The sequence below is a fragment of the Stutzerimonas stutzeri genome (assembly GCF_000590475.1).
In the GTDB taxonomy this organism is placed as follows: Bacteria; Pseudomonadota; Gammaproteobacteria; order Pseudomonadales; family Pseudomonadaceae; genus Stutzerimonas; species Stutzerimonas stutzeri_D.
The window spans coordinates 1617126-1635072 of the sequence record NZ_CP007441.1; the positions used below are offsets into that span (position 1 = coordinate 1617126).

At 62.1% G+C, this 17947-nt stretch carries 20 protein-coding genes; 14 read left to right on the plus strand and 6 right to left on the minus strand.

All coding sequences use genetic code 11. The features are described 5' to 3' along the window. Positions 1-30: 30 nt before the first annotated feature. Genes CH92_RS07555 through CH92_RS07595 form a run of 9 tightly spaced genes read left to right on the plus strand, consistent with a single transcriptional unit; the run spans position 31 to position 8208 of the window. Positions 31-1326 (plus strand): cobyrinate a,c-diamide synthase, encoded by a 1296-nt coding sequence (locus tag CH92_RS07555; RefSeq protein WP_038623345.1) that lies wholly within the window; start codon positions 31-33, stop codon positions 1324-1326. Further along, positions 1323-1973: a 5,6-dimethylbenzimidazole synthase gene (gene bluB / locus CH92_RS07560; protein ID WP_025241168.1), complete on the plus strand. Its 651-nt coding sequence runs from the start codon at positions 1323-1325 to the stop codon at positions 1971-1973. Before CH92_RS07555 ends, bluB begins: the two co-directional genes overlap by 4 nt. Further along, positions 1970-2884, plus strand: a complete 915-nt coding sequence (cbiB, locus tag CH92_RS07565; RefSeq protein ID WP_025241169.1) for an adenosylcobinamide-phosphate synthase CbiB — start codon at positions 1970-1972, stop codon at positions 2882-2884. Before bluB ends, cbiB begins: the two co-directional genes overlap by 4 nt. Beyond that, entirely contained in the window at positions 2877-3878 is a 1002-nt protein-coding gene (cobD, locus tag CH92_RS07570) for a threonine-phosphate decarboxylase CobD (protein WP_025241170.1), read from the plus strand. The genes cbiB and cobD overlap by 8 nt, the downstream gene beginning before the upstream one ends. Continuing rightward, positions 3866-5335 (plus strand): cobyric acid synthase, encoded by a 1470-nt coding sequence (locus CH92_RS07575; protein ID WP_025241171.1) that lies wholly within the window; start codon positions 3866-3868, stop codon positions 5333-5335. The genes cobD and CH92_RS07575 overlap by 13 nt, the downstream gene beginning before the upstream one ends. Then, positions 5332-5853, plus strand: coding sequence for a bifunctional adenosylcobinamide kinase/adenosylcobinamide-phosphate guanylyltransferase (cobU, locus tag CH92_RS07580; protein WP_025241172.1), 522 nt, complete (start codon positions 5332-5334; stop codon positions 5851-5853). Before CH92_RS07575 ends, cobU begins: the two co-directional genes overlap by 4 nt. Next, positions 5850-6902: a nicotinate-nucleotide--dimethylbenzimidazole phosphoribosyltransferase gene (gene cobT, locus CH92_RS07585; RefSeq protein ID WP_025241173.1), complete on the plus strand. Its 1053-nt coding sequence runs from the start codon at positions 5850-5852 to the stop codon at positions 6900-6902. The genes cobU and cobT overlap by 4 nt, the downstream gene beginning before the upstream one ends. Beyond that, positions 6899-7492 (plus strand): alpha-ribazole phosphatase family protein, encoded by a 594-nt coding sequence (gene cobC, locus CH92_RS07590; RefSeq protein WP_025241174.1) that lies wholly within the window; start codon positions 6899-6901, stop codon positions 7490-7492. The genes cobT and cobC overlap by 4 nt, the downstream gene beginning before the upstream one ends. Then, on the plus strand, positions 7477-8208 hold the full coding sequence (locus tag CH92_RS07595; protein WP_025241175.1) for an adenosylcobinamide-GDP ribazoletransferase: 732 nt from the start codon (positions 7477-7479) through the stop codon (positions 8206-8208). The genes cobC and CH92_RS07595 overlap by 16 nt, the downstream gene beginning before the upstream one ends. Before the next feature lies 1 nt (position 8209). Here the strand turns inward: CH92_RS07595 and modC are convergent, their stop codons facing one another. Genes modC through CH92_RS07615 form a run of 4 tightly spaced genes read right to left on the minus strand, consistent with a single transcriptional unit; the run spans position 8210 to position 11560 of the window. Next, positions 8210-9301: a molybdenum ABC transporter ATP-binding protein gene (modC, locus tag CH92_RS07600; RefSeq protein ID WP_025241176.1), complete on the minus strand. Its 1092-nt coding sequence runs from the start codon at positions 9299-9301 to the stop codon at positions 8210-8212. Beyond that, on the minus strand, positions 9298-9978 hold the full coding sequence (gene modB, locus CH92_RS07605) for a molybdate ABC transporter permease subunit (RefSeq protein ID WP_025241177.1): 681 nt from the start codon (positions 9976-9978) through the stop codon (positions 9298-9300). The genes modC and modB overlap by 4 nt, the downstream gene beginning before the upstream one ends. Positions 9979-9988: 10 nt before the next feature. Then, positions 9989-10738 (minus strand): molybdate ABC transporter substrate-binding protein, encoded by a 750-nt coding sequence (gene modA / locus CH92_RS07610; RefSeq protein WP_025241178.1) that lies wholly within the window; start codon positions 10736-10738, stop codon positions 9989-9991. Between the two features lie 9 nt (positions 10739-10747). Beyond that, complete coding sequence (locus CH92_RS07615) at positions 10748-11560, minus strand: TOBE domain-containing protein (protein WP_025241179.1); 813 nt, start codon at positions 11558-11560, stop codon at positions 10748-10750. A gap of 150 nt (positions 11561-11710) precedes the next feature. On the opposite strand from CH92_RS07615, the gene CH92_RS07620 reads away from it, so the two are divergent. Beyond that, complete coding sequence (locus tag CH92_RS07620; protein WP_025241180.1) at positions 11711-12259, plus strand: glutathione peroxidase; 549 nt, start codon at positions 11711-11713, stop codon at positions 12257-12259. Between the two features lie 44 nt (positions 12260-12303). On the opposite strand, the gene CH92_RS07625 is transcribed toward CH92_RS07620, so the two are convergent. Together CH92_RS07625 and CH92_RS07630 are read right to left on the minus strand one after the other, a co-directional pair. Continuing rightward, on the minus strand, positions 12304-13521 hold the full coding sequence (locus CH92_RS07625) for an OmpP1/FadL family transporter (RefSeq protein WP_025241181.1): 1218 nt from the start codon (positions 13519-13521) through the stop codon (positions 12304-12306). 176 nt (positions 13522-13697) lie between these two features. After that, positions 13698-14543 (minus strand): sulfurtransferase, encoded by an 846-nt coding sequence (locus tag CH92_RS07630; protein WP_025241182.1) that lies wholly within the window; start codon positions 14541-14543, stop codon positions 13698-13700. Between the two features lie 147 nt (positions 14544-14690). Here CH92_RS07630 and rnd point away from each other — a divergent pair, with 147 nt between their 5' ends. From rnd to CH92_RS07650, 4 genes are all read left to right on the plus strand, one after another. Then, the gene (gene rnd, locus CH92_RS07635) at positions 14691-15815 is read left to right on the plus strand and encodes a ribonuclease D (RefSeq protein WP_025241183.1); all 1125 of its coding nucleotides are present in this window, start codon (positions 14691-14693) and stop codon (positions 15813-15815) included. Then, positions 15812-16105: a YcgL domain-containing protein gene (locus tag CH92_RS07640; protein WP_025241184.1), complete on the plus strand. Its 294-nt coding sequence runs from the start codon at positions 15812-15814 to the stop codon at positions 16103-16105. The genes rnd and CH92_RS07640 overlap by 4 nt, the downstream gene beginning before the upstream one ends. A 112-nt stretch (positions 16106-16217) precedes the next feature. Further along, on the plus strand, positions 16218-16667 hold the full coding sequence (locus CH92_RS07645; protein WP_025241185.1) for a YcgN family cysteine cluster protein: 450 nt from the start codon (positions 16218-16220) through the stop codon (positions 16665-16667). A 52-nt stretch (positions 16668-16719) separates the two neighbouring features. Next, positions 16720-17946 carry a hypothetical protein gene (locus CH92_RS07650; RefSeq protein WP_025241186.1) on the plus strand — a complete coding sequence of 409 codons (1227 nt, stop codon included), beginning with the start codon at positions 16720-16722 and terminating at the stop codon, positions 17944-17946. Position 17947 lies beyond the last annotated feature (1 nt).

Here is a 17947-nt window from a genome sequence, read left to right on the forward strand (position 1 = left end):
ACCGATCTCCGCCAGGAGCGCAACCTGATGATGAAAGGCCCACGCCATTGCCCGGCATTACTGATCGCCGCACCCGCTTCGGGCCAGGGCAAGACGACCGTTACGGCGGGCCTTGCTCGCTTGCACAGCCGCCAGGGCAAGCGAGTACGGGTATTCAAGTGTGGGCCAGACTTTCTCGATCCGATGGTGCTGGCGCGCGCCAGTGGCAGCCCGGTCTATCAACTCGATCTGTGGATGGTCGGTGTAAAGGACAGCCGGCGTTTGCTGTGGGAGGCGGCGGGCGAGGCCGATCTGATCCTGATCGAGGGGGTCATGGGTCTGTTCGACGGCACACCGTCAGCCGCCGATCTGGCGCGGCATTTCGGCATTCCGATCCTGGCGGTGGTGGATGGCTCCGGCATGGCGCAGACCTTCGGTGCGCTGGCCCATGGTCTGGCCAGCTATCAGCCGGATCTGCCGTTCGCTGGCGTGCTCGCCAACCGGGTGGGTAGCAGTCGGCATGGGGAGATTCTTCGCGATTGTCTGCCGAGTCATATCGACTGGTTTGGTGCGCTACCACGCAGCGAGGCCGTCAGCTTGCCGAGCCGTCACCTTGGCCTGGTGCAGGCACAGGAGCTGGCGGATCTGGACGCCCGGCTCGACGCTGCTGCCGATGCGCTGGCCGCGAGCGCCAACAGCCAGATGCCGGCGCCAGTGAGCTTTCCACCGTCGCGTATGCCCGAATTGCCACCGCTGTTGCAGGGCGTGCGCATCGGTGTGGCGCGCGATGCCGCCTTCGCCTTCATCTATCAGGCCAATCTGGAATTGCTCGAAACGCTTGGCGCCGAGCTGCTGTTCTTCTCGCCGCTGCATGATGCCCGCTTGCCCACGGTGGACAGCCTGTACCTGCCGGGTGGCTATCCGGAGCTGCATATGCACACGCTGGCAGGCAACCGGGCAATTGTTGACGCGATCCGCGCGCATCATCAAGCGGGCAAGCCGCTGCTGGCCGAATGCGGCGGCATGCTCTATCTGCTCGACGGACTGACCGATCAGGCCGGTACGCGCGAGGTCATGCTCGGTCTGCTGCCCGGCGAAGCCAGGATGCAAAAGCGCCTCACGGCGCTGGCACTGCAGGAGGTCGAGCTGCCGGAAGGGCGTTTGCGAGGTCATACCTTCCATCACTCATCGATGGATTCCCTGTTGCAGCCTCTGGCTCGGGGCGAGTGCCCAAACTACAAACGCACGGCCGAAGCGGTCTATCGAGAGGGCCGACTGACCGCCTCCTACATTCATTTCTACCTGCCTTCCGCTCCCGAGGCAGCCGCAGCGCTGTTTAAACCATGAGCGAGCATGCCTTCACCGAAGCACAGCGACTCGGCGTCTACCGCGCAATTGCCGAACGCCGCGACATGCGTCATTTCATTGGGGGCGAAGTGGCGCCGGAGCTGCTTGCTCGCCTGCTCGAGGCCGCGCATCAGGCACCCAGTGTCGGCCTGATGCAGCCGTGGCGATTCATCCGCATTACCCGGCCCGACCTGCGCACGGCCATTGCCGAGCGGGTCGAGCAGGAGCGTGTATTGACAGCCGAGGCATTGGGCGAGCGCGGTAGCGCGTTCATGCAACTGAAAGTCGAAGGGATTCAAGCCTGCGCCGAATTGCTGGTGGTCGCGCTGATGGATGGTCGGGACGCCCACGTGTTCGGCCGTCGCACGTTGCCGGAAATGGATCTCGCCTCGGCCGCCTGCGCGATTCAGAACCTGTGGCTCGCCTCGCGCGCCGAAGGTCTGGGGATGGGTTGGGTATCGCTGTTCGAGCCGCAAGCACTGGCGACACTCCTGCAAATGCCCGCAGGTGCAAAACCGGTCGCTGTGATCTGCCTGGGGCCGGTGGCGAAGTTCTATCCGGCGCCGATGCTGGCGCTGGAAGGCTGGGCCCAGCCGCGACCGCTGGATGAGTTGTTGTTCCACAACGGCTGGGGAACCACTGAGTGAGCGTGGCCCTGAGTTGCCTGGCTGGCGTTGGCCTGGATGGGATGTTCGGCGAGGCTCGTCGAGGCCATCCATTGGTGGCCTTCGGGCGATTGGCGGACCGTCTGGAACAGCACTTCAACGGTCCCGACGGACGCGGCTGGCGTAGTCATGGCGTCACGGCCTGGTGTCTGGCCGTAGTACCGCTCACAGTAGCCGCCTGGTTGCTGAGCTTGCTGCCAGGGATCGGCTGGCTGGTCGAAGTCATCCTGCTGTATGTCGCGCTGGGTCTGCGCAGCCTGGGTGAGCACCTGATTCCAGTCGCGCTCGCCCTGCGCAAGTACGACCTCACCGAAGCACGTCGGCGAGTAGGCTTCATCGTCAGTCGTGACACTCGTGACCTGGACGCGCACGGCGTGGCCCGCGCCGCGACCGAGTCGGCGCTGGAAAATGGCAGCGACGCGGTATTCGCCGCGCTGTTCTGGTTCGCCATCGCCGGTGCCCCGGGCGTCGTGTTGTACCGCCTGAGCAACACCCTGGATGCGATGTGGGGCTACCGCAATGCGCGATTCGAGCGCTTCGGCTGGGCGGCCGCGCGGATCGACGATGCACTGAATTTCGTTCCCGCCCGTTTGGTGGCTCTGACTTACGCGCTGCTTGGCCGCACGCGCCTCGCCCTTCGCTGCTGGTGGCGCCAGGCGCCGCTTTGGGACAGCCCCAACGCCGGTCCGGTCATGGCCGCTGGTGCGGGCGCTTTGGGCGTCACGCTGGGCGGGCCGGCGATCTATCATGGCGCGCTGCACGAGCGGCCCACGCTCGGTGAGGGTGAAGTACCCGGCGCGCGCGATATCGAGCGTGCCCTGGATATGGTCTGGGCCGGCGTGGGCGTCTGGCTGCTGATGCTTTTTTTTCTGGGAGGTTGGCTGGATGCTTGAGCATGGTGGCCGTCTACGTGCGGCAGCGCGTGACTTCGGCGTCCCGCTGTCGGATTGGCTCGATCTGTCCACTGGAATTGCACCCTATGGCTTCGATTTACCCACCATTCCGGCGGACGCCTGGATGCGTCTGCCCGAAGCCGACGACGTGCTGGAAGTTGCTGCGCGTGATTATTACCGCGCCGAATCGCTGTTGCCGGTCGCTGGATCCCAGGCGGCGATCCAGATCTTGCCGCAGCTGCGTCGCCAGCTGCAGGTCGGGATCATTTCGCCCTGCTATGGCGAGTACGCCGAGGCTTGGCGCCGTGGTGGGCACCGTCTGATCGAATTTAGCGAAGGCGGCGTACCGCGCGCGCTCGATCAGCTCGATGTGCTAGTAGTGGTCAACCCGAATAATCCGACCGGACGGCTGTTGCCACCCGCGCAACTGCTCGACTGGCATGCACATCTGGCTGCGCGCGGGGGCTGGCTGATCGTCGACGAAGCATTCATCGACCCGACCCCGGCGCAAAGCCTGGCCATGCACAGCCATCTTCCGGGGCTGATCGTGCTGCGTTCGTTCGGCAAGTTCTTCGCCATGGCGGGGGCGCGGCTCGGCTTCGTGCTGGCTGAAGCGGAACTGCTCGGTCAGCTCGACGAGGCCTTGGGTCCGTGGCCGATTGCGGGGCCTTCTCGGTTCATGGGTATCGCGCTGTTGGCGGATCGCCGCGCGCAATGCCATCAACGCGAGCGGCTGCTGGCCGATGCTGAGCGCCTGGCGCAACTGCTGACGATTCATGCCCTGCCTCCGGCTGGCGGCTGCGGGCTGTTTCAGTGGGTGGCTACGAAGGAATCGAACCGGCTGTACGAATTCCTCGCTAAGCGGGGCATTCTCACGCGCCGCTATCGCGATCCGTCGAGCCTGCGTTTCGGCCTTCCGGCGGATGAGGCGGGCTGGGCTCGTCTTGCCAGCGCGCTGGCCGCCTTCAGGGAGATCGATGCATGGGCACCTTGATGGTTCAGGGCACGACATCCGATGCGGGCAAGAGCACGCTGGTGACAGCGCTGTGCCGTTGGCTGCGGCGCCAAGACGTGAGGGTTGTGCCGTTCAAGCCGCAGAACATGGCGCTCAACAGCGCGGTGACCGCTGATGGCGGCGAGATCGGCAGGGCCCAGGCCGTACAGGCACAGGCCGCCGGGCTGGCGCCACACACCGACATGAATCCGATTCTGCTCAAGCCCAACAGCGATATTGGCGCACAGGTGATCATCCACGGGCGAGCCGTCACCAACATGGATGCAGCGGCCTATCATGACTACAAACGTGTGGCGATGACGGCTGTGCTCGAGTCACATCAACGCTTGAGCACGGCGTATGACGTGGTGATGGTCGAAGGTGCCGGCTCGCCTGCAGAGATCAATCTGCGCGCCAACGATATCGCCAACATGGGCTTTGCCGAAGCGGTGGACTGCCCGGTGATCCTGATTGCCGACATCGACAAAGGTGGTGTCTTTGCCCATCTGGTCGGTACGCTTGAACTGCTCAGCCCGAGCGAGCAGGCGCGGGTGAGGGGGTTCGTGATCAACCGCTTCCGCGGTGATATCGCACTGCTGCAGCCAGGCCTGGACTGGCTGGAACGGCGCACGGGCAAGCCGGTTCTCGGTGTGCTGCCCTATCTGATGGATTTCCACCTCGAAGCTGAAGATGCGATCGATGTGCGCCAGTCGGCCAAGGGCGAGCAGACGCTCAAGGTTGTGGTGCCAGTGCTGCCGCGTATCAGCAACCACACAGACTTCGACCCGCTGCGTTTGCACCCTCAGGTCGATCTGCATTTCGTTGGCCCCGGGCAGTCCGTTCCGGCCGCCGATCTGATCATCCTGCCGGGCTCGAAAAGCGTACGTGCCGATCTCGCCTGGCTGTGTGAAAACGGCTGGAAGCAGGCGATCACGCGGCATGTGCGCTACGGCGGCAAGCTGCTGGGTATCTGCGGGGGGCTGCAGATGCTCGGGGAGCGAATCGCCGATCCGCTTGGTTTGGAAGGCGCGCCGGGGCTGAGCGATGGGTTCGGGCTGCTCGATTTTTCCACAACGCTCATGTCCAGCAAGCAGCTGCGTAACGTTCGTGGCCGCCTGGTCGTGGGCGATGTTGAGGTCAGTGGTTATGAGATTCATGCGGGTGTCAGCACCGGGCCGGCACTTGAGGGCGCCGCAGTACGACTCGACGATGGCCGTTGCGACGGTGCGATCAGCGAGGACGGGCAAGTGCTCGGCACCTACCTGCACGGTCTATTCGAGTCACCGGAGGCCTGCCAGGCGCTGCTGTGCTGGGCGGGCCTGGAGGATGTGCAACGGGTCGACTATCAGACCTTGCGTGAACGCGACATTGAACGTCTCGCCGATCTGGTCGAAGCGCATCTGGACGCGGCGACTCTGCGCGCACTCTGCGGACTGCCAGCGGAGACAGGCGAATGATCGAACTCATTCTTGGCGGTGCCCGCTCCGGCAAGAGTCGGCTGGCCGAGCGCCTCGCCAGTGACAGTGGCCTGGCCGTCACCTATATCGCCACCAGCCAGCCGCTGGACGGCGAGATGAGCGAACGCATCGCCCATCACCGCGCCCGCCGACCGCGCGAATGGATGCTGTTGGAAGAGCCGCTGGAACTGGCCCGAGTGCTGCGCGACCACGCCAGCGACGATCGCTGTCTGCTGGTCGACTGCCTGACGCTGTGGCTGACTAATTTGCTGATGCTGGATGACCCGACCCGATTGGCCGATGAGCGCGACGCCTTCCTCGAATGCCTGACCGAGCTGCCAGGCCGCATTCTGCTGGTCAGCAATGAAACCGGTATGGGCGTGGTGCCGCTGGGTGAACTCAGCCGTCGTTACGTCGATGAAGCTGGCTGGCTGCACCAAGCCCTGGCCGAGCGCTGCCAGCGCGTGGTGTTCACCGTGGCCGGCTTGCCGATGATTCTGAAAGGAGAACCGCTTTGACCGAGCATTGGTGGCAGGCCCCGTGTCATGGACTGGACGAGGCAGCGCGTCAGGCCGCCGTACAGCGTGACGCACAACTGACCAAGCCCGGCGGCGCGCTGGGGCGTATCGATGCACTGGTCCCGCAATTGGCTGCGATGCGCGGCCAGGGGCGGCCAGGCGTCGACCCCGTCTGGATCAGCATATTCGCAGGCGACCATGGGGTTGCGGCGGAGGGCGTCTCGGCCTTTCCGCAGTCGGTGACCGGGCAGATGCTTGCCAACTTCGTCAGCGGCGGGGCAGCGATCAGCGTATTGGCCCGTCAGCTGGGCGCCAGGCTCGAGGTGATCGACCTCGGCACGGCGACGCCGGTCGGTCCATTGCCCGGTGTGCGGCATCTGGCATTGGGCACAGGTACGGAGAATTTCGCCACGGGGCCTGCGATGAGCATGGATGTCTGCCTACAGGCGATGCAGGCCGGACGGGACAGCGCGCTGCGTGCCCATGCCGAGCAGTCCGCCTTATTCATCGGTGGGGAAATGGGCATCGGCAATACCACAACCGCCGCTGCACTGGCCTGCGCGTTACTGGGATGCGAACCGCACCGCCTCGCAGGGCCGGGTACCGGCCTGGATGCGCAGGGAGTGGCGCACAAGCGCGCCGTGATCGAGCGTGCGCTTGCCTTTCATGCCGGTCCGCACGACACGCTGGGCTGGATGCAGCGGCTCGGCGGATTCGAACTGGCAGCGCTCACTGGCGCTTACCTGGCCTGTGCTCAGCAGGGCACGTCGATGCTGGTGGATGGATTCATCTGCAGCGTGGCGGCGCTCTGTGCGGTGCGCCTGAATCCCGGTTGCCGTGACTGGCTGCTGTTCGCGCATCGATCGGCGGAGCCTGGACATCTGGCCGTGTTGGAGGCGCTGGATGCAGAGCCGCTGCTGGATCTCGGCCTGCGGCTGGGTGAGGGTAGTGGCGCCGCTTTGGCGGTGCCTCTGCTACGTCTGGCCTGTGCGCTGCACAATGGGATGGCGACCTTCGCCGAAGCGGCTGTTGCGAGGCAGGGCGAATGAGCCTTCATCTGGACATGCTGCGTCATGGCGAAACAGTTTCCAGCGGTGGCTTTCGCGGACGCCTGGATGATGAGCTGACTGATATCGGTTGGCAGCAGATGCGCCAGGCAGTCGTGCATGCACGCCCCTGGGATCGGATAGTTAGCTCTCCATTACGCCGTTGCGCCGCCTTAGCAGTTGAATTGGCGCAGCAGCGTGATCTGCCGTTGGACTTGGAACCGGACCTGCGCGAGCTTGATTTCGGCGAATGGGAAGGGCGCACCGCAGCCGATCTCATGCTTGATCAGAGCGAAGCGCTAGGTCGCTTCTGGGAGAACCCGTACAGTTTCACGCCACCGGGTGGCGAGCCGCTGCTCGATTTCGAAGCGCGCATCCTGACGGCCATCGAACGCCTGACCGACCGTTACGCCGGCGATCGGATTCTCCTAATCACTCACGGCGGCGTGATGCGCCTGCTACTGGCCGAGGCACGCGGGCTGCCGCGCGAGCAGCTGCTGCAAGTAGAGGTTGGCCACGGCGCCATGTTCGGGCTGAAGACCGGCTTTACCGACGCCATGCTCTGGCTGGAAGAAGCATGCAGCCATTCCTGATCGCACTGCAGTTCCTTACCAGCCTGCCGGTACGCCTGAGCGGGATGCCGCGGCCTGAGCAGGTTGGGCGGTCGCTGCTTTATTACCCCGCGGTGGGGCTGATCATCGGCGCGCTTCTGTGGTGCGTCGCTCAGGTGATCGAGAGCGCGGCGACACCATTGCAAGCGGCGGTGTTGCTCACCGTCTGGGTTGCCCTGACCGGCGGCCTGCACCTCGATGGCCTGGCGGACAGCGCTGATGCCTGGCTGGGTGGTTTCGGTGACCGAGAGCGCACCCTGACCATCATGAAGGACCCGCGCAGCGGACCGATAGCTGTAGTGGTGCTGGTGCTGGTCCTGTTGCTCAAGTTCGTTGCGCTCTGGTCACTCCTCGACGAAGGCCAGCTGCAGGTCCTGCTACTGGCCCCTGTGTTGGGGCGGGCTGCCTTGCTGGGTTTGTTGCTAACGACGCCTTATGTGCGTCCCGGCGGTCTGGGTCAGGCCCTGGCGGAGCACCTGCCCCGTGCAGCGGTTCGCGGGGTTCTGATTGCGCTGGCCGTTCTGTGTCTTCTGCTTGGCGAGAGGGGTTGGCTGGCGCTGTTGATAGCTGCGGGTATTGGGGTGCTGGCACGCCGGGCGATGTCTCGTCGCATTGGCGGCACCACTGGCGATACGGCAGGCGCCTTGCTGGAACTGACCGAATGCGGCGTTCTGGTTGCACTGGCGCTGCAGCTCTGACTCAGCTGAGCAGCGCGACGGTCTTGATCTGCGCCCATAACTGCTTGCCACTGCGAACATCCAGCTGATCGGCCGAGCGACGGCTGATGCGTGCCAGCAGGGGCGTGCCCTGAGCGCTCAAACGCACCAGTACGTGAGCGGGCGTGTCGGCAGGTACAACCTGCTCGACGCAGGCTGGCAACAGGTTGCTGATGCTGGTGCCTTCGGCCTTGGCCAGGGCTAGGCTGACGTCCCGTGCATGAACGCGAAACCGCAAACGCTGCCCGATGGCTTCGTCGCGCCTGGCTACCAATACCTCGCCGCCCTGAAACACCAGCCGAGTCAGGTGATAGTCCGTGTCGTGCTCGGCCACCACCGCGTCGATCACCACACCCGCTTCCTCGCCAAACGCCGTGGGCAGATCGAGGCGCGCCAGCGTTTCGCGTAGACCGCCCTGGGCCACCACACGACCTTCATCGAGCAGGACCAGGTAATCGGCCAGCCGCGCCACTTCATCCGGGGCGTGGCTGACGTAGACCACTGGAATTTCCAGTTCGTCATGCAGGCGTTCAAGGTAGGGCAGGATTTCCTGTTTGCGCTTGAAATCCAGCGCGGCCAGGGGCTCGTCCAGCAACAGCAAATGCGGGCTGGTCAGCAGGGCGCGGGCGATCGCAACGCGCTGCCGCTCGCCGCCCGACAGGCGTTCAGGCATGCGCTCGAGGAGATGACCGATGCCGAGCAGTTCCACAGCCTGATCCCAGACCACGCGCCGCTCGTTACGCGCGACCCGCTTCATGCCAAATTCGAGGTTGCGCTTCACCGAGAGGTGAGGAAAGAGGTTGGCGTCCTGAAAGACGTAGCCGATGGCTCGCAGGTGCGGTGGCACGAACAGGCCGCTCGCCGAATCTTGCCAGCACTGGCCGTTGAGGCTGACCCGTCCGGTCGCGTTACGCTCGAGCCCGGCGATGCAGCGCAAGCAGCTGGTCTTGCCGGAACCTGAAGGCCCAAATAACGCGCTGACGCCCCGGCCCGGTAGTTCCAGTTGCACGTCCAGCGTGAATTTGGAATGGTCCATCTGCAGGCTGGCCTGGATGCCGTTTGGGCTGCTCGTCATCCGCGCCACCCCTGTTTCAGCCGGCTGCTATACAGCGCCAATAGCACCAGAAATGAGAACAGCAGCATGCCCCCCGCCAACAGGTGCGCCTGAGCGTATTCCATTGCCTCGACGTGATCATAGATCTGTACCGACAGCACCCGTGTCTTCTCCGGAATGTTCCCGCCAATCATCAGGACCACGCCGAACTCGCCCACGGTATGGGCAAAGCCGAGAATGCTGGCGGTGATGAAGCCCGGGCGAGCCAGTGGCAAGACGACCGAAAAGAATCGGTCCAGCGGCCCGGCGCGCAATGTGGCGGCAGCCTCGAGAGAACCTTCATTGATAGCCTCGAACGCGTTATGCAGGGGCTGCACGACAAAGGGCATGGAATAGAACACCGACGCTACGACCAGACCGGCAAAGGTGAAGGGCAGGGTGCCCAGCCCGAGGCTCTGGGTGAGTTGCCCAACCGGGCCGTTCGGCCCCATGGCCACCAGCAGGTAGAAGCCCAGCACCGTTGGCGGTAACACCAAAGGCAGCGCCACCACGGCGCTGATCGGACCCTTCAGGCGCGACCGCGTCCGTGCTAACCACCAGGCGATTGGAGTGCCGATCAGCAGTAGCAGCACGGTTGTTGTCGCGGCGAGCTTGAGCGTCAGCAGGATGGCCGCCACGCCAATGTCGTCCAGCGGCATCATGACGGCCTCATTCCAAGTTGTAGCCGTAAGCCTTGATCACCTCGGCGGCTTTCTCACTTTTGAGGTAGTCGATCAACGCCTGTGCCGCCGGATTCTCACTGCCTTTTTGCAATATCAGGGCATCCTGACGAATCGGTGGATGGTAATCCCCCGGAACTATCCAACCCGAACCTTGGCCGATCGCACCCTTATCCACGACCTGGGAGAGGGCGACGAAGCCAAGTTCGGCATTGCCGCTGGCCACGAACTGGTGCGCCTGTGCAATGTTCTCGCCTTGCACCAATCGGTCATGCGCGGACTCAGCGAGACCAAGCTTGGCCAGCGTCGCCATGGCTGCTGCGCCGTAAGGCGCGGTTTTCGGATTGGCGATAGCGAGGTGGCGATAGGGTTGCTCGGTCAGCGTCTTGGCGCCGTCAACGTAACCCTCTCGGGGCGACCACAACACCAGCGTGCCGATGGCGTAAGGGAAGCGGCTCCCGCTGACACCCAACCCCTCGCGCTCCAGCTTGGTGGGCACTTCTTCGTCCGCGGACAACAAGACGTCGAACGGCGCTCCATTGCGGATTTGCGCGTAGAGCTTTCCTGTCGAGCCAAAGGCGAGCAGCGCTTTGTGTCCGGTGTCCCGCTCGAACCGCTCGGCAATCACCTGCATCGGTTTAGTGAAATTCGCTGCAACGGCGACCTGCACCTCAGCCGCTTGGCTGGCGAAGGGCAGAAGGCAAGTCAGCACGGTGGCAATCGTACGCAGGGGTTTCATGGAGGCTCCTTAGTCCACGGCAATGATGACGTGCGACGCCTTGATCAGCGCCGTACAGGGTTGTCCGAGCGTCAGGCACAGTTCCTCGGCGCTTTCGTTGGTTATGACGGCCCCCAGCGTGCGGTTGCCGGGTAGCAAGAGCTTGACGTCACAATTCACCGCCCCTGGGGTGAGGGCGCTGATAGTTCCGGTCAAACGGTTGCGCGCACTAATCTGCACGGCTGGGTCTGGTGACAGCAGCACGAAGCTGGCTTTGATCAAGGCAATCGCGGTCTTGCCGATTTCCAGTTGAAGCTCGTCGATACTGTCATTAGTCAGGGTGGCGGTGATGGTCTGGCCTTCACCGATATCGAGGCTCAGGCTGCCGTTCACCGCGCCTTTTTCGACACGGGTGATGCGGCCCCGGAACTGGTTGCGTGCACTGGTCTTCATAGCGATCGCTCGGAGTAGTTTGTCGATGTCCTCGAACCCTTCGATGCCTTGCGCCACATGTGCGAGGAAGCGTTCGTACTCGTGCTGCATGCGTTGCCAGACGTGGAGCATTTCACGGCCGAAGTCGGTTAGCTGGGTGCCGCCACCTTTGGCGCCGCCGGCCGCTCGAGTCACCAGAGGGCGCTCCGACAGATTGTTCATGGCATCCACGGCGTCCCACGCAGCCTTGTAGCTGAGGCTGATCGCCTTCGCCGCGCGGCTGATGGAGCCCGTCGCCTCGATCTGCTCCAGTAGCTCGATGCGCTTGCCGCCGAGGTAGCCTTTCTCGCCGCGGTTGAACCAGAGTTGTCCGTCGATGCGCAGCGGCTCGAAATGTTTCGGATCGCTCATGTTTGGCTCCTGTCAGTCTCGGCCATTCTGGCAATCGTTATATAGAGTTGTATATAGCGATATTAAAAAAATGATGCAGGCCTGAGGCCAAGCGTTGCTGGACCGCCACGGCGGGAGTAGCGTGATCGCGATCCCGCTCGGAGACTTTCAATGAGAACTCGTCTTTATGCCGCCGCGCTCGCTTTGGCGCTGCTGGCCGGTCCAGTAGCCGCGCAAGAGTGTTCGGCCCTGCTGCAACACGAACTGCCGAAGCTGCGTTCAAAAGAAACCATTGATTTGTGCCAGCAATTCAAAGGCAAGGCGCTAGTGGTAGTGAATACCGCCAGTTTCTGTGGCTTCGCCCCACAGTTCAAAGGTCTGGAGACGCTATATCAGCGGTACAAGGATCAGGGCCTGGCAGTGCTGGGCGTACCTTCCGACGATTTCTTTCAGGAGTCGGACGACGCTGCCGAGACAGCGAAGGTCTGCTATGTCGATTACGGCGTGACCTTCCCGATGGCACAAACGCAGCCGGTCAGAGGCAGTGATGCGACACCGCTGTTCAAGGAACTGGCCGAGCAGGCGGGGGCAGCGCCGCGCTGGAATTTCTACAAGTACGTAGTCGATCGCAACGGCAAGGTGGTGGACTACTTTTCCAGCAAGGTCGAGCCAGACGATCCCGAGCTGATCGCGGCGGTCGAAAAGGCGTTGGAAAAGTAGCGAGCAGTAGAGATGCCCCGACCGAACGGTCGGGGCGGGATGCATCAGAAGCGGTAGGTCATGGCAGCGCCGAAACCGTGTGCGCTGTTTTCGTAGGTGGCGTTGTAGGATGCCTGACGAATCTTGGTGTCTTCTTCCCAGAGATAGGAATAAGCCAGGTCGACAGTCACATCGTCGCTCGGATTCCAGGCCAGGCCAAAGCTCACCGCGGTACGGTCGCCTGTCGGAATACGTGGCGAGCGGTGGGTATTGTTGGTCGGGCTTTGATCCAAGGCCACGCCAGTACGCAGAGTCCACTGCTTGTTCAGCTTGTAGGCTGCGCCCAAGGCGTAGGACCAGGTGTCGTGCCAGTCTTGTTCTTCGGCAATAACTCGCACCGGAGCTCCCTCGTTTTCAACAACGATGGACTCAAGCCGGCTCCAGCGAGTCAATGTGGCACCGCCATACAGAGTCCATTGATCATTCAGCTCGTGGGTAACAGACAGATCAATCGACTCCGGCGTTTCCAGGTCAAGCGACGCATCGTATTTCCCTGCGAGCGGGCCAAATGCAAGACCGGAAAAACTTGTGTCGCCTTCAAGCTTGTAGTCCACCTTGGAGTGGTAGGTAAGACCGGTCCGCGTTTGAGGGGTAATTTCATACAGCACACCGATGTTAAAACCGAGAGCTGTGTCGTCACCTTTAATTTTTACGCGACTATCAGGAAAAGTTCCTGTGGGCACTGCACTTTCCAGCTGCCCATCGATACGGTTAATCGTCGGGCCAAAGCCAACCGACAACTTTTCATTGAAGCGATAGCTGACGGTAGGCTGTACGGTGATGACACGTACTTCGCTGTAATCGCCGTGATAACGGCCGGAGAACCCGCTTTCATAATCGGTAATCAAGCCGAACGGGACATATACGCCTACGCCGACAGCCCATTTCTCGTCGAGCGGCTTGACGTAATAGCCCATCGGCACAGCGGTGACCGGAACCATATCTCCATCATTGCTACCTGGTGCGCCACTGGAATTCTTGATATCCGTCTTGGCATTGATCGCCGCTATTCCGAAACTGACTTCTTCACGCTTGAGGCGCGACATGCCGGCTGGGTTGCCGAACAGGGTGCTGGCGTCATCGGCAGAAGAGGAGCGACCTGCGAACGAGGTACCCATGCCGCTGATGCTCTGCTCATTGAGGGCGAAACCGGACGCCATGGCCTGAGTGGAAAGGGCGCCTACAGCTACGGCAATGGCGGTCTTCAACCAAGTTGTTTTCATTGTTGTACTCCAGGGGAAAAAGCGGCTCGGACCCTATCAAGCTTCTCTGATCCATCGCAAACGAAAGAGTGCAATTTTTCGTAAAGAACGACGATCGGCGGCGATAAGCGGTGGAACAGCAGATAAAACCACCTGGGCTTATCTTGACCGATAAGTCATATTTTGTCGGTTTTAGATCAGGCGACAGGTCGACTTGGATCTGTGATCCACTCGCTCCACGAGCCAGCGTAAAGTTTGGCGAGTGGATATCCGGCGAGGCATAGCGCAAACAGGTTATGGCACGCCGTTACGCCAGACCCGCAGTAGGCCACCAGCGTGTCCGCGTGTCGGCCCGCCAGTTGTTGATCGAATCGCGAGCGCAGTTGGTCGGGCGAGAGAAAGCGCCCGGTGGCGTCGAGGTTTTCGGCGAATGGCATGCAGCGAGCGCCCGGAATGTGTCCGGCCACCGGATCGATGGGTTCCTGCTCGCCGAGAAAGCGGGGTAAGGCTCGCGCGTCGAGCAAGGTCAGATCGGGCTGCTCCAGGCGTGTCAGCAGTTGCTGTGCATCGATCAGCAGGTTGTCGTCCGGAGTGCCTTCGAAGTCTCCCGGTAAAGTAACGGCCGGACTGCTCGTTACGCTCCCGCCGGCGTCGCACCACGCCCGGTAACCGCCGTCCAGCAGATACACGCCGGTGCGCTTGCCTAACCATGCCAGCAGCCACCAGGCTCTCGCGGCAAAGGCGCCGGAGCCATCGTCGTAGAGGACCACCACGCTGTCATCAGTCAGGCCCGCAGCGCGCAGGCGTGCGGTCAGTGCAGCCGGTTGCGGTAGGGGATGTCGGCCGGCCTGGCCGGGTACTACCGGGCCCGACAGATCCTGTTCCAGATCGAGAAACACTGCGCCCGGAATATGAGCCTGCTCGTAACTGCGCCTGCCGTAAGCTGGATCTTCCAGAGCAAAACGGCAGTCGATGATATGCAGGTTGGGCTGTAGCAGACGCGCGGACAGTTGTTCAGCATCGATCAGTTGAGCAAGCGGCATGGTAGGACCCCGTTCGGATTATCGACAAAACGTTATCACGCCAATCGACACGCCCGATGAATGCGCTGCGAATAGCGGGGCGCGATATATACTGCGCGCCTCTTCGCCCGCCCGCCGGTCGTCATACCCAATAACAAGGAGGGCCTAGTGGCCATCGAAACTCAATGGGTGCTGGATGATGCACATCTGGCCCGCCTTTGTGCCGAGTGGCGCCAGCTGCCTTACGTAGCGGTGGATACGGAGTTCATGCGGGTCGATACGTTCTACCCGATCGCCGCTCTGCTGCAGGTGGGTGACGGGCGTTGTGCCTATCTGATCGACCCATTGCTGATTACCGACTGGGCGGCTTTTGCCGGGTTGCTGGAAGACCGGAGCGTGGCAAAGGTACTGCATGCCTGCAGCGAGGATCTGGAAGTACTGTGGCGCTTGACCGGCAGCCTGCCGGCGCCGTTGTTCGATACACAGCTTGCCGCCGGCTATTTGAATATCGGCTTCTCCATGGGCTATTCGCGTCTGGTGCAGAGCGTTTTGGACATCGAGCTGCCCAAAGGTGAAACACGCTCCGACTGGCTCCAGCGACCGCTGAGCGAGATGCAGGTGCGTTATGCCGCCGAAGATGCGCAGCATCTGGCAGAGCTGTACGAGGCGTTGCTGCCGAAGCTGTCCGATGACAAGCGCGCCTGGGTTCTGGAAGACGGTGCCGAACTGGTCGCGAATCTGCAGCGCGAAACCGATCCCGATGAGGCGTACCGTGAAGTCAAGCAGGCCTGGCGACTCAAACCGCGACAGCTTGCAGTGTTGCGGGTGCTGGCCGCCTGGCGAGAACGTGAGGCGCGGGCACGCAATCAGCCGCGTAATCGGATCTTGCGCGAGCACAGTCTGTGGCCGCTGGCGCGTACTCAGCCAACCGATCTGGTTAGCCTGGCGCGTATCGACGACATGCATCCTCGCACCGTGCGCCAGGATGGCGAAACCTTGCTCGAGCTGATCCGCACCGCTGCCGCCACGGCTGAGCAGGATTATCCGGAACCGTTGCCGGAGCCATTACCGTTGGAGGCGTCGGGGCTGTTGAAGAAGCTGCGTGCTGTCGGTCAGCATGAAGCGCAAGTCCTGGGCATCGCCTCTGAGCTGATGTTGCGCAAGAAAGTGCTCGAAGCCTTGCTGAAAACCGGATATCCGGATGGCCCATATGAGTTGCCCGATTCGCTGCGCGGTTGGCGTCGCGAGCGGATGGGCCAAGCCCTTCTAGACGTGCTGGAAGCGAAATCATGAAACGCATCTGCTCCATTTACAGAAGCCCGCGGAAGAACGAAATGTATCTGTACGTCGAACGCAGCGAGGCGTTGGCGCGGGTGCCAGAAGCGTTGCTTGCTGCCTTCGGGCCGCCGCAGCATGCCTTCGACATGGTCCTGACACCAGAGCGTAAGCTGGCACGCGAAGACATCGCGACGGTGCTGGATAACCTGGAAAAACAGGGTTACCACCTTCAGATGCCGCCGCCTGAGGACGAGTACATCGAACATCTGCCCGAGGAGTTGCTGCGTCGCAACGACCCGGTTTAGTGCTATGTGCAATCGATTGGCCGCTGAGCGCTGATGGTTCCACGTGCAGTCAGACTTGGTTCACTGCGAGCCAGTGGCTAGACTCGCATCTTTATTCGAGATGACTATTTCCATGGCGGCAAAAGTCGAACCCTTTTGGAAGCGCAAGACCCTCGCCGAGCTGGACTCGGCCGAGTGGGAATCCCTTTGCGACGGTTGCGGGTTGTGCTGCCTGCAAAAGCTCGAAGACGAAGAGGACGGCAGCGTTTATTACACCCGTGTCGCCTGCAAACTGCTCGACCTGAACACCTGTCGCTGCACCGACTACCCCAACCGGCGGGCCAGCGTACCCGACTGCATTCAGTTGAACGCGGTGGACGCTGCACAATTCAAATGGCTGCCGTCCACCTGTGGCTATCGCCTCGTGGCTGAAGGCAAAGACCTCCCGCTTTGGCACCATCTGGTCTGTGGTGATCCGGATGCAGTCCATGCCGAACGCATTTCCCAGTCCGGCCGAATGATCGCTGAGGGCTCTATCGCGGACGCGGATTGGGAGGATCACCTGATTTTCCGAGCCGGTTGAATCAACCGCTGACCGCGTCGTCTTAGCAAGGCCCCCAATTTGGAGCTGCTCGATGTCCCACCGTCAGTTACCGCTGCTAGCCGTTATTTTGCTGCTGTTCATCTCCCCGGCCCATGCGGCCAAGCAAGTCGATTTGGATTTCACCGTCAAATTCGTTCCAGAGCAGGACCTTGCTGAGATCCAGCTGCTGCTTGAGGAGGGCACCGCGGTCACACAGCTTGACTTCAATCTTGGTGACGAGGGCCTTTATAGCGATTTCGAAACCGATGCCCAAGGCAACTGGCAGGCAGCAGGCGGCCGCGGCGTCTGGCGGCCCGCCGCTGGGAAGGCACGGCTGAGCTATCGGGTAAAGGTCAGTCATCAGCGTAAAAGCGGCCGCTTCGATGCGCGAATGACGGATGACTGGGTACTGCTTCGTGGTGATGATCTGATACCTCCCGGTCGTGTCAGCCAGCAGGATGGCGTCAGGCTGATTTCCCGACTGAGTATCGAGCTGCCCGAGGGTTGGAAGAGCGTCGAGACGGGTTGGCCGCGTATTGGCGAGAATCGCTTTCGTATCGATAACCGTGAACGCCTTTTCGACCGCCCGACCGGCTGGATACTTGCTGGCAAGCTTGGTAGTCGCCGCGCCAAGCTGGGAGAAACCGATGTGACGGTCGCGGGGCCTGTGGGCGAAGGGTTGCGGCGGATGGATATTCTCACGTTGCTCACCTTCGTCTGGCCTGAAGTGCAGAACGTTTTTCCGCGTGATCCCAAGAAATTGCTGGTCGTCGGCGCGGGCGATCCGATGTGGCGAGGTGGCCTGTCCGGTCCGAATTCTTTGTTCATGCACGCTGACCGTCCGCTCGTCAGTGAAAACGGGACCAGTTCGTTGGTGCATGAGCTCGTACATGTATTCAGCCGGATCACAGACGCCGATCGCAGCGACTGGATCAGCGAAGGCTTAGCCGAGTATTACGCCATCGAGTTGGTTCGTCGTGCCGGTGGCATGAGCGAGGATCGCTACCAGGCGGTTCGGGAGCACCTGACCAAATGGAGCCGCAAGGTGGACAGCCTGCGCACCGAGCACTCTACTGGCCCGGTTACCGCGAAGGCCGTACTGCTGCTTCAGGATCTCGACAAGGAAATCCGCCAGCGCAGCAAGAGCCGCCACTCCTTGGACGACGTCGCACGCGGCTTGATGCGCCTCGATAAGGTCACGACTGAGGACTTTATCGCTATCACTGAAACACTGCTGGGTGGCGGCTCGAAAGTCCTGGATGTTCGTCTGTTACGTTAAA

What these genes read in the sequence shown, in the direction of transcription:
- CH92_RS07555 (WP_038623345.1), top strand. Translation starts at nt 31, where the DNA reads ATGAAAGGCCCACGCCATTGCCCGGCATTACTGATCGCCGCACCCGCT.
- bluB (WP_025241168.1), top strand. Translation starts at nt 1,323, where the DNA reads ATGAGCGAGCATGCCTTCACCGAAGCACAGCGACTCGGCGTCTACCGC.
- cobD (WP_025241170.1), top strand. Translation starts at nt 2,877, where the DNA reads ATGCTTGAGCATGGTGGCCGTCTACGTGCGGCAGCGCGTGACTTCGGC.
- CH92_RS07575 (WP_025241171.1), top strand. Translation starts at nt 3,866, where the DNA reads ATGGGCACCTTGATGGTTCAGGGCACGACATCCGATGCGGGCAAGAGC.
- cobU (WP_025241172.1), top strand. Translation starts at nt 5,332, where the DNA reads ATGATCGAACTCATTCTTGGCGGTGCCCGCTCCGGCAAGAGTCGGCTG.
- cobC (WP_025241174.1), top strand. Translation starts at nt 6,899, where the DNA reads ATGAGCCTTCATCTGGACATGCTGCGTCATGGCGAAACAGTTTCCAGC.
- CH92_RS07595 (WP_025241175.1), top strand. Translation starts at nt 7,477, where the DNA reads ATGCAGCCATTCCTGATCGCACTGCAGTTCCTTACCAGCCTGCCGGTA.
- modC (WP_025241176.1), bottom strand. Translation starts at nt 9,301, where the DNA reads ATGACGAGCAGCCCAAACGGCATCCAGGCCAGCCTGCAGATGGACCAT.
- modB (WP_025241177.1), bottom strand. Translation starts at nt 9,978, where the DNA reads ATGCCGCTGGACGACATTGGCGTGGCGGCCATCCTGCTGACGCTCAAG.
- modA (WP_025241178.1), bottom strand. Translation starts at nt 10,738, where the DNA reads ATGAAACCCCTGCGTACGATTGCCACCGTGCTGACTTGCCTTCTGCCC.
- CH92_RS07615 (WP_025241179.1), bottom strand. Translation starts at nt 11,560, where the DNA reads ATGAGCGATCCGAAACATTTCGAGCCGCTGCGCATCGACGGACAACTC.
- CH92_RS07620 (WP_025241180.1), top strand. Translation starts at nt 11,711, where the DNA reads ATGAGAACTCGTCTTTATGCCGCCGCGCTCGCTTTGGCGCTGCTGGCC.
- CH92_RS07625 (WP_025241181.1), bottom strand. Translation starts at nt 13,521, where the DNA reads ATGAAAACAACTTGGTTGAAGACCGCCATTGCCGTAGCTGTAGGCGCC.
- CH92_RS07630 (WP_025241182.1), bottom strand. Translation starts at nt 14,543, where the DNA reads ATGCCGCTTGCTCAACTGATCGATGCTGAACAACTGTCCGCGCGTCTG.
- CH92_RS07640 (WP_025241184.1), top strand. Translation starts at nt 15,812, where the DNA reads ATGAAACGCATCTGCTCCATTTACAGAAGCCCGCGGAAGAACGAAATG.
- CH92_RS07645 (WP_025241185.1), top strand. Translation starts at nt 16,218, where the DNA reads ATGGCGGCAAAAGTCGAACCCTTTTGGAAGCGCAAGACCCTCGCCGAG.
- CH92_RS07650 (WP_025241186.1), top strand. Translation starts at nt 16,720, where the DNA reads ATGTCCCACCGTCAGTTACCGCTGCTAGCCGTTATTTTGCTGCTGTTC.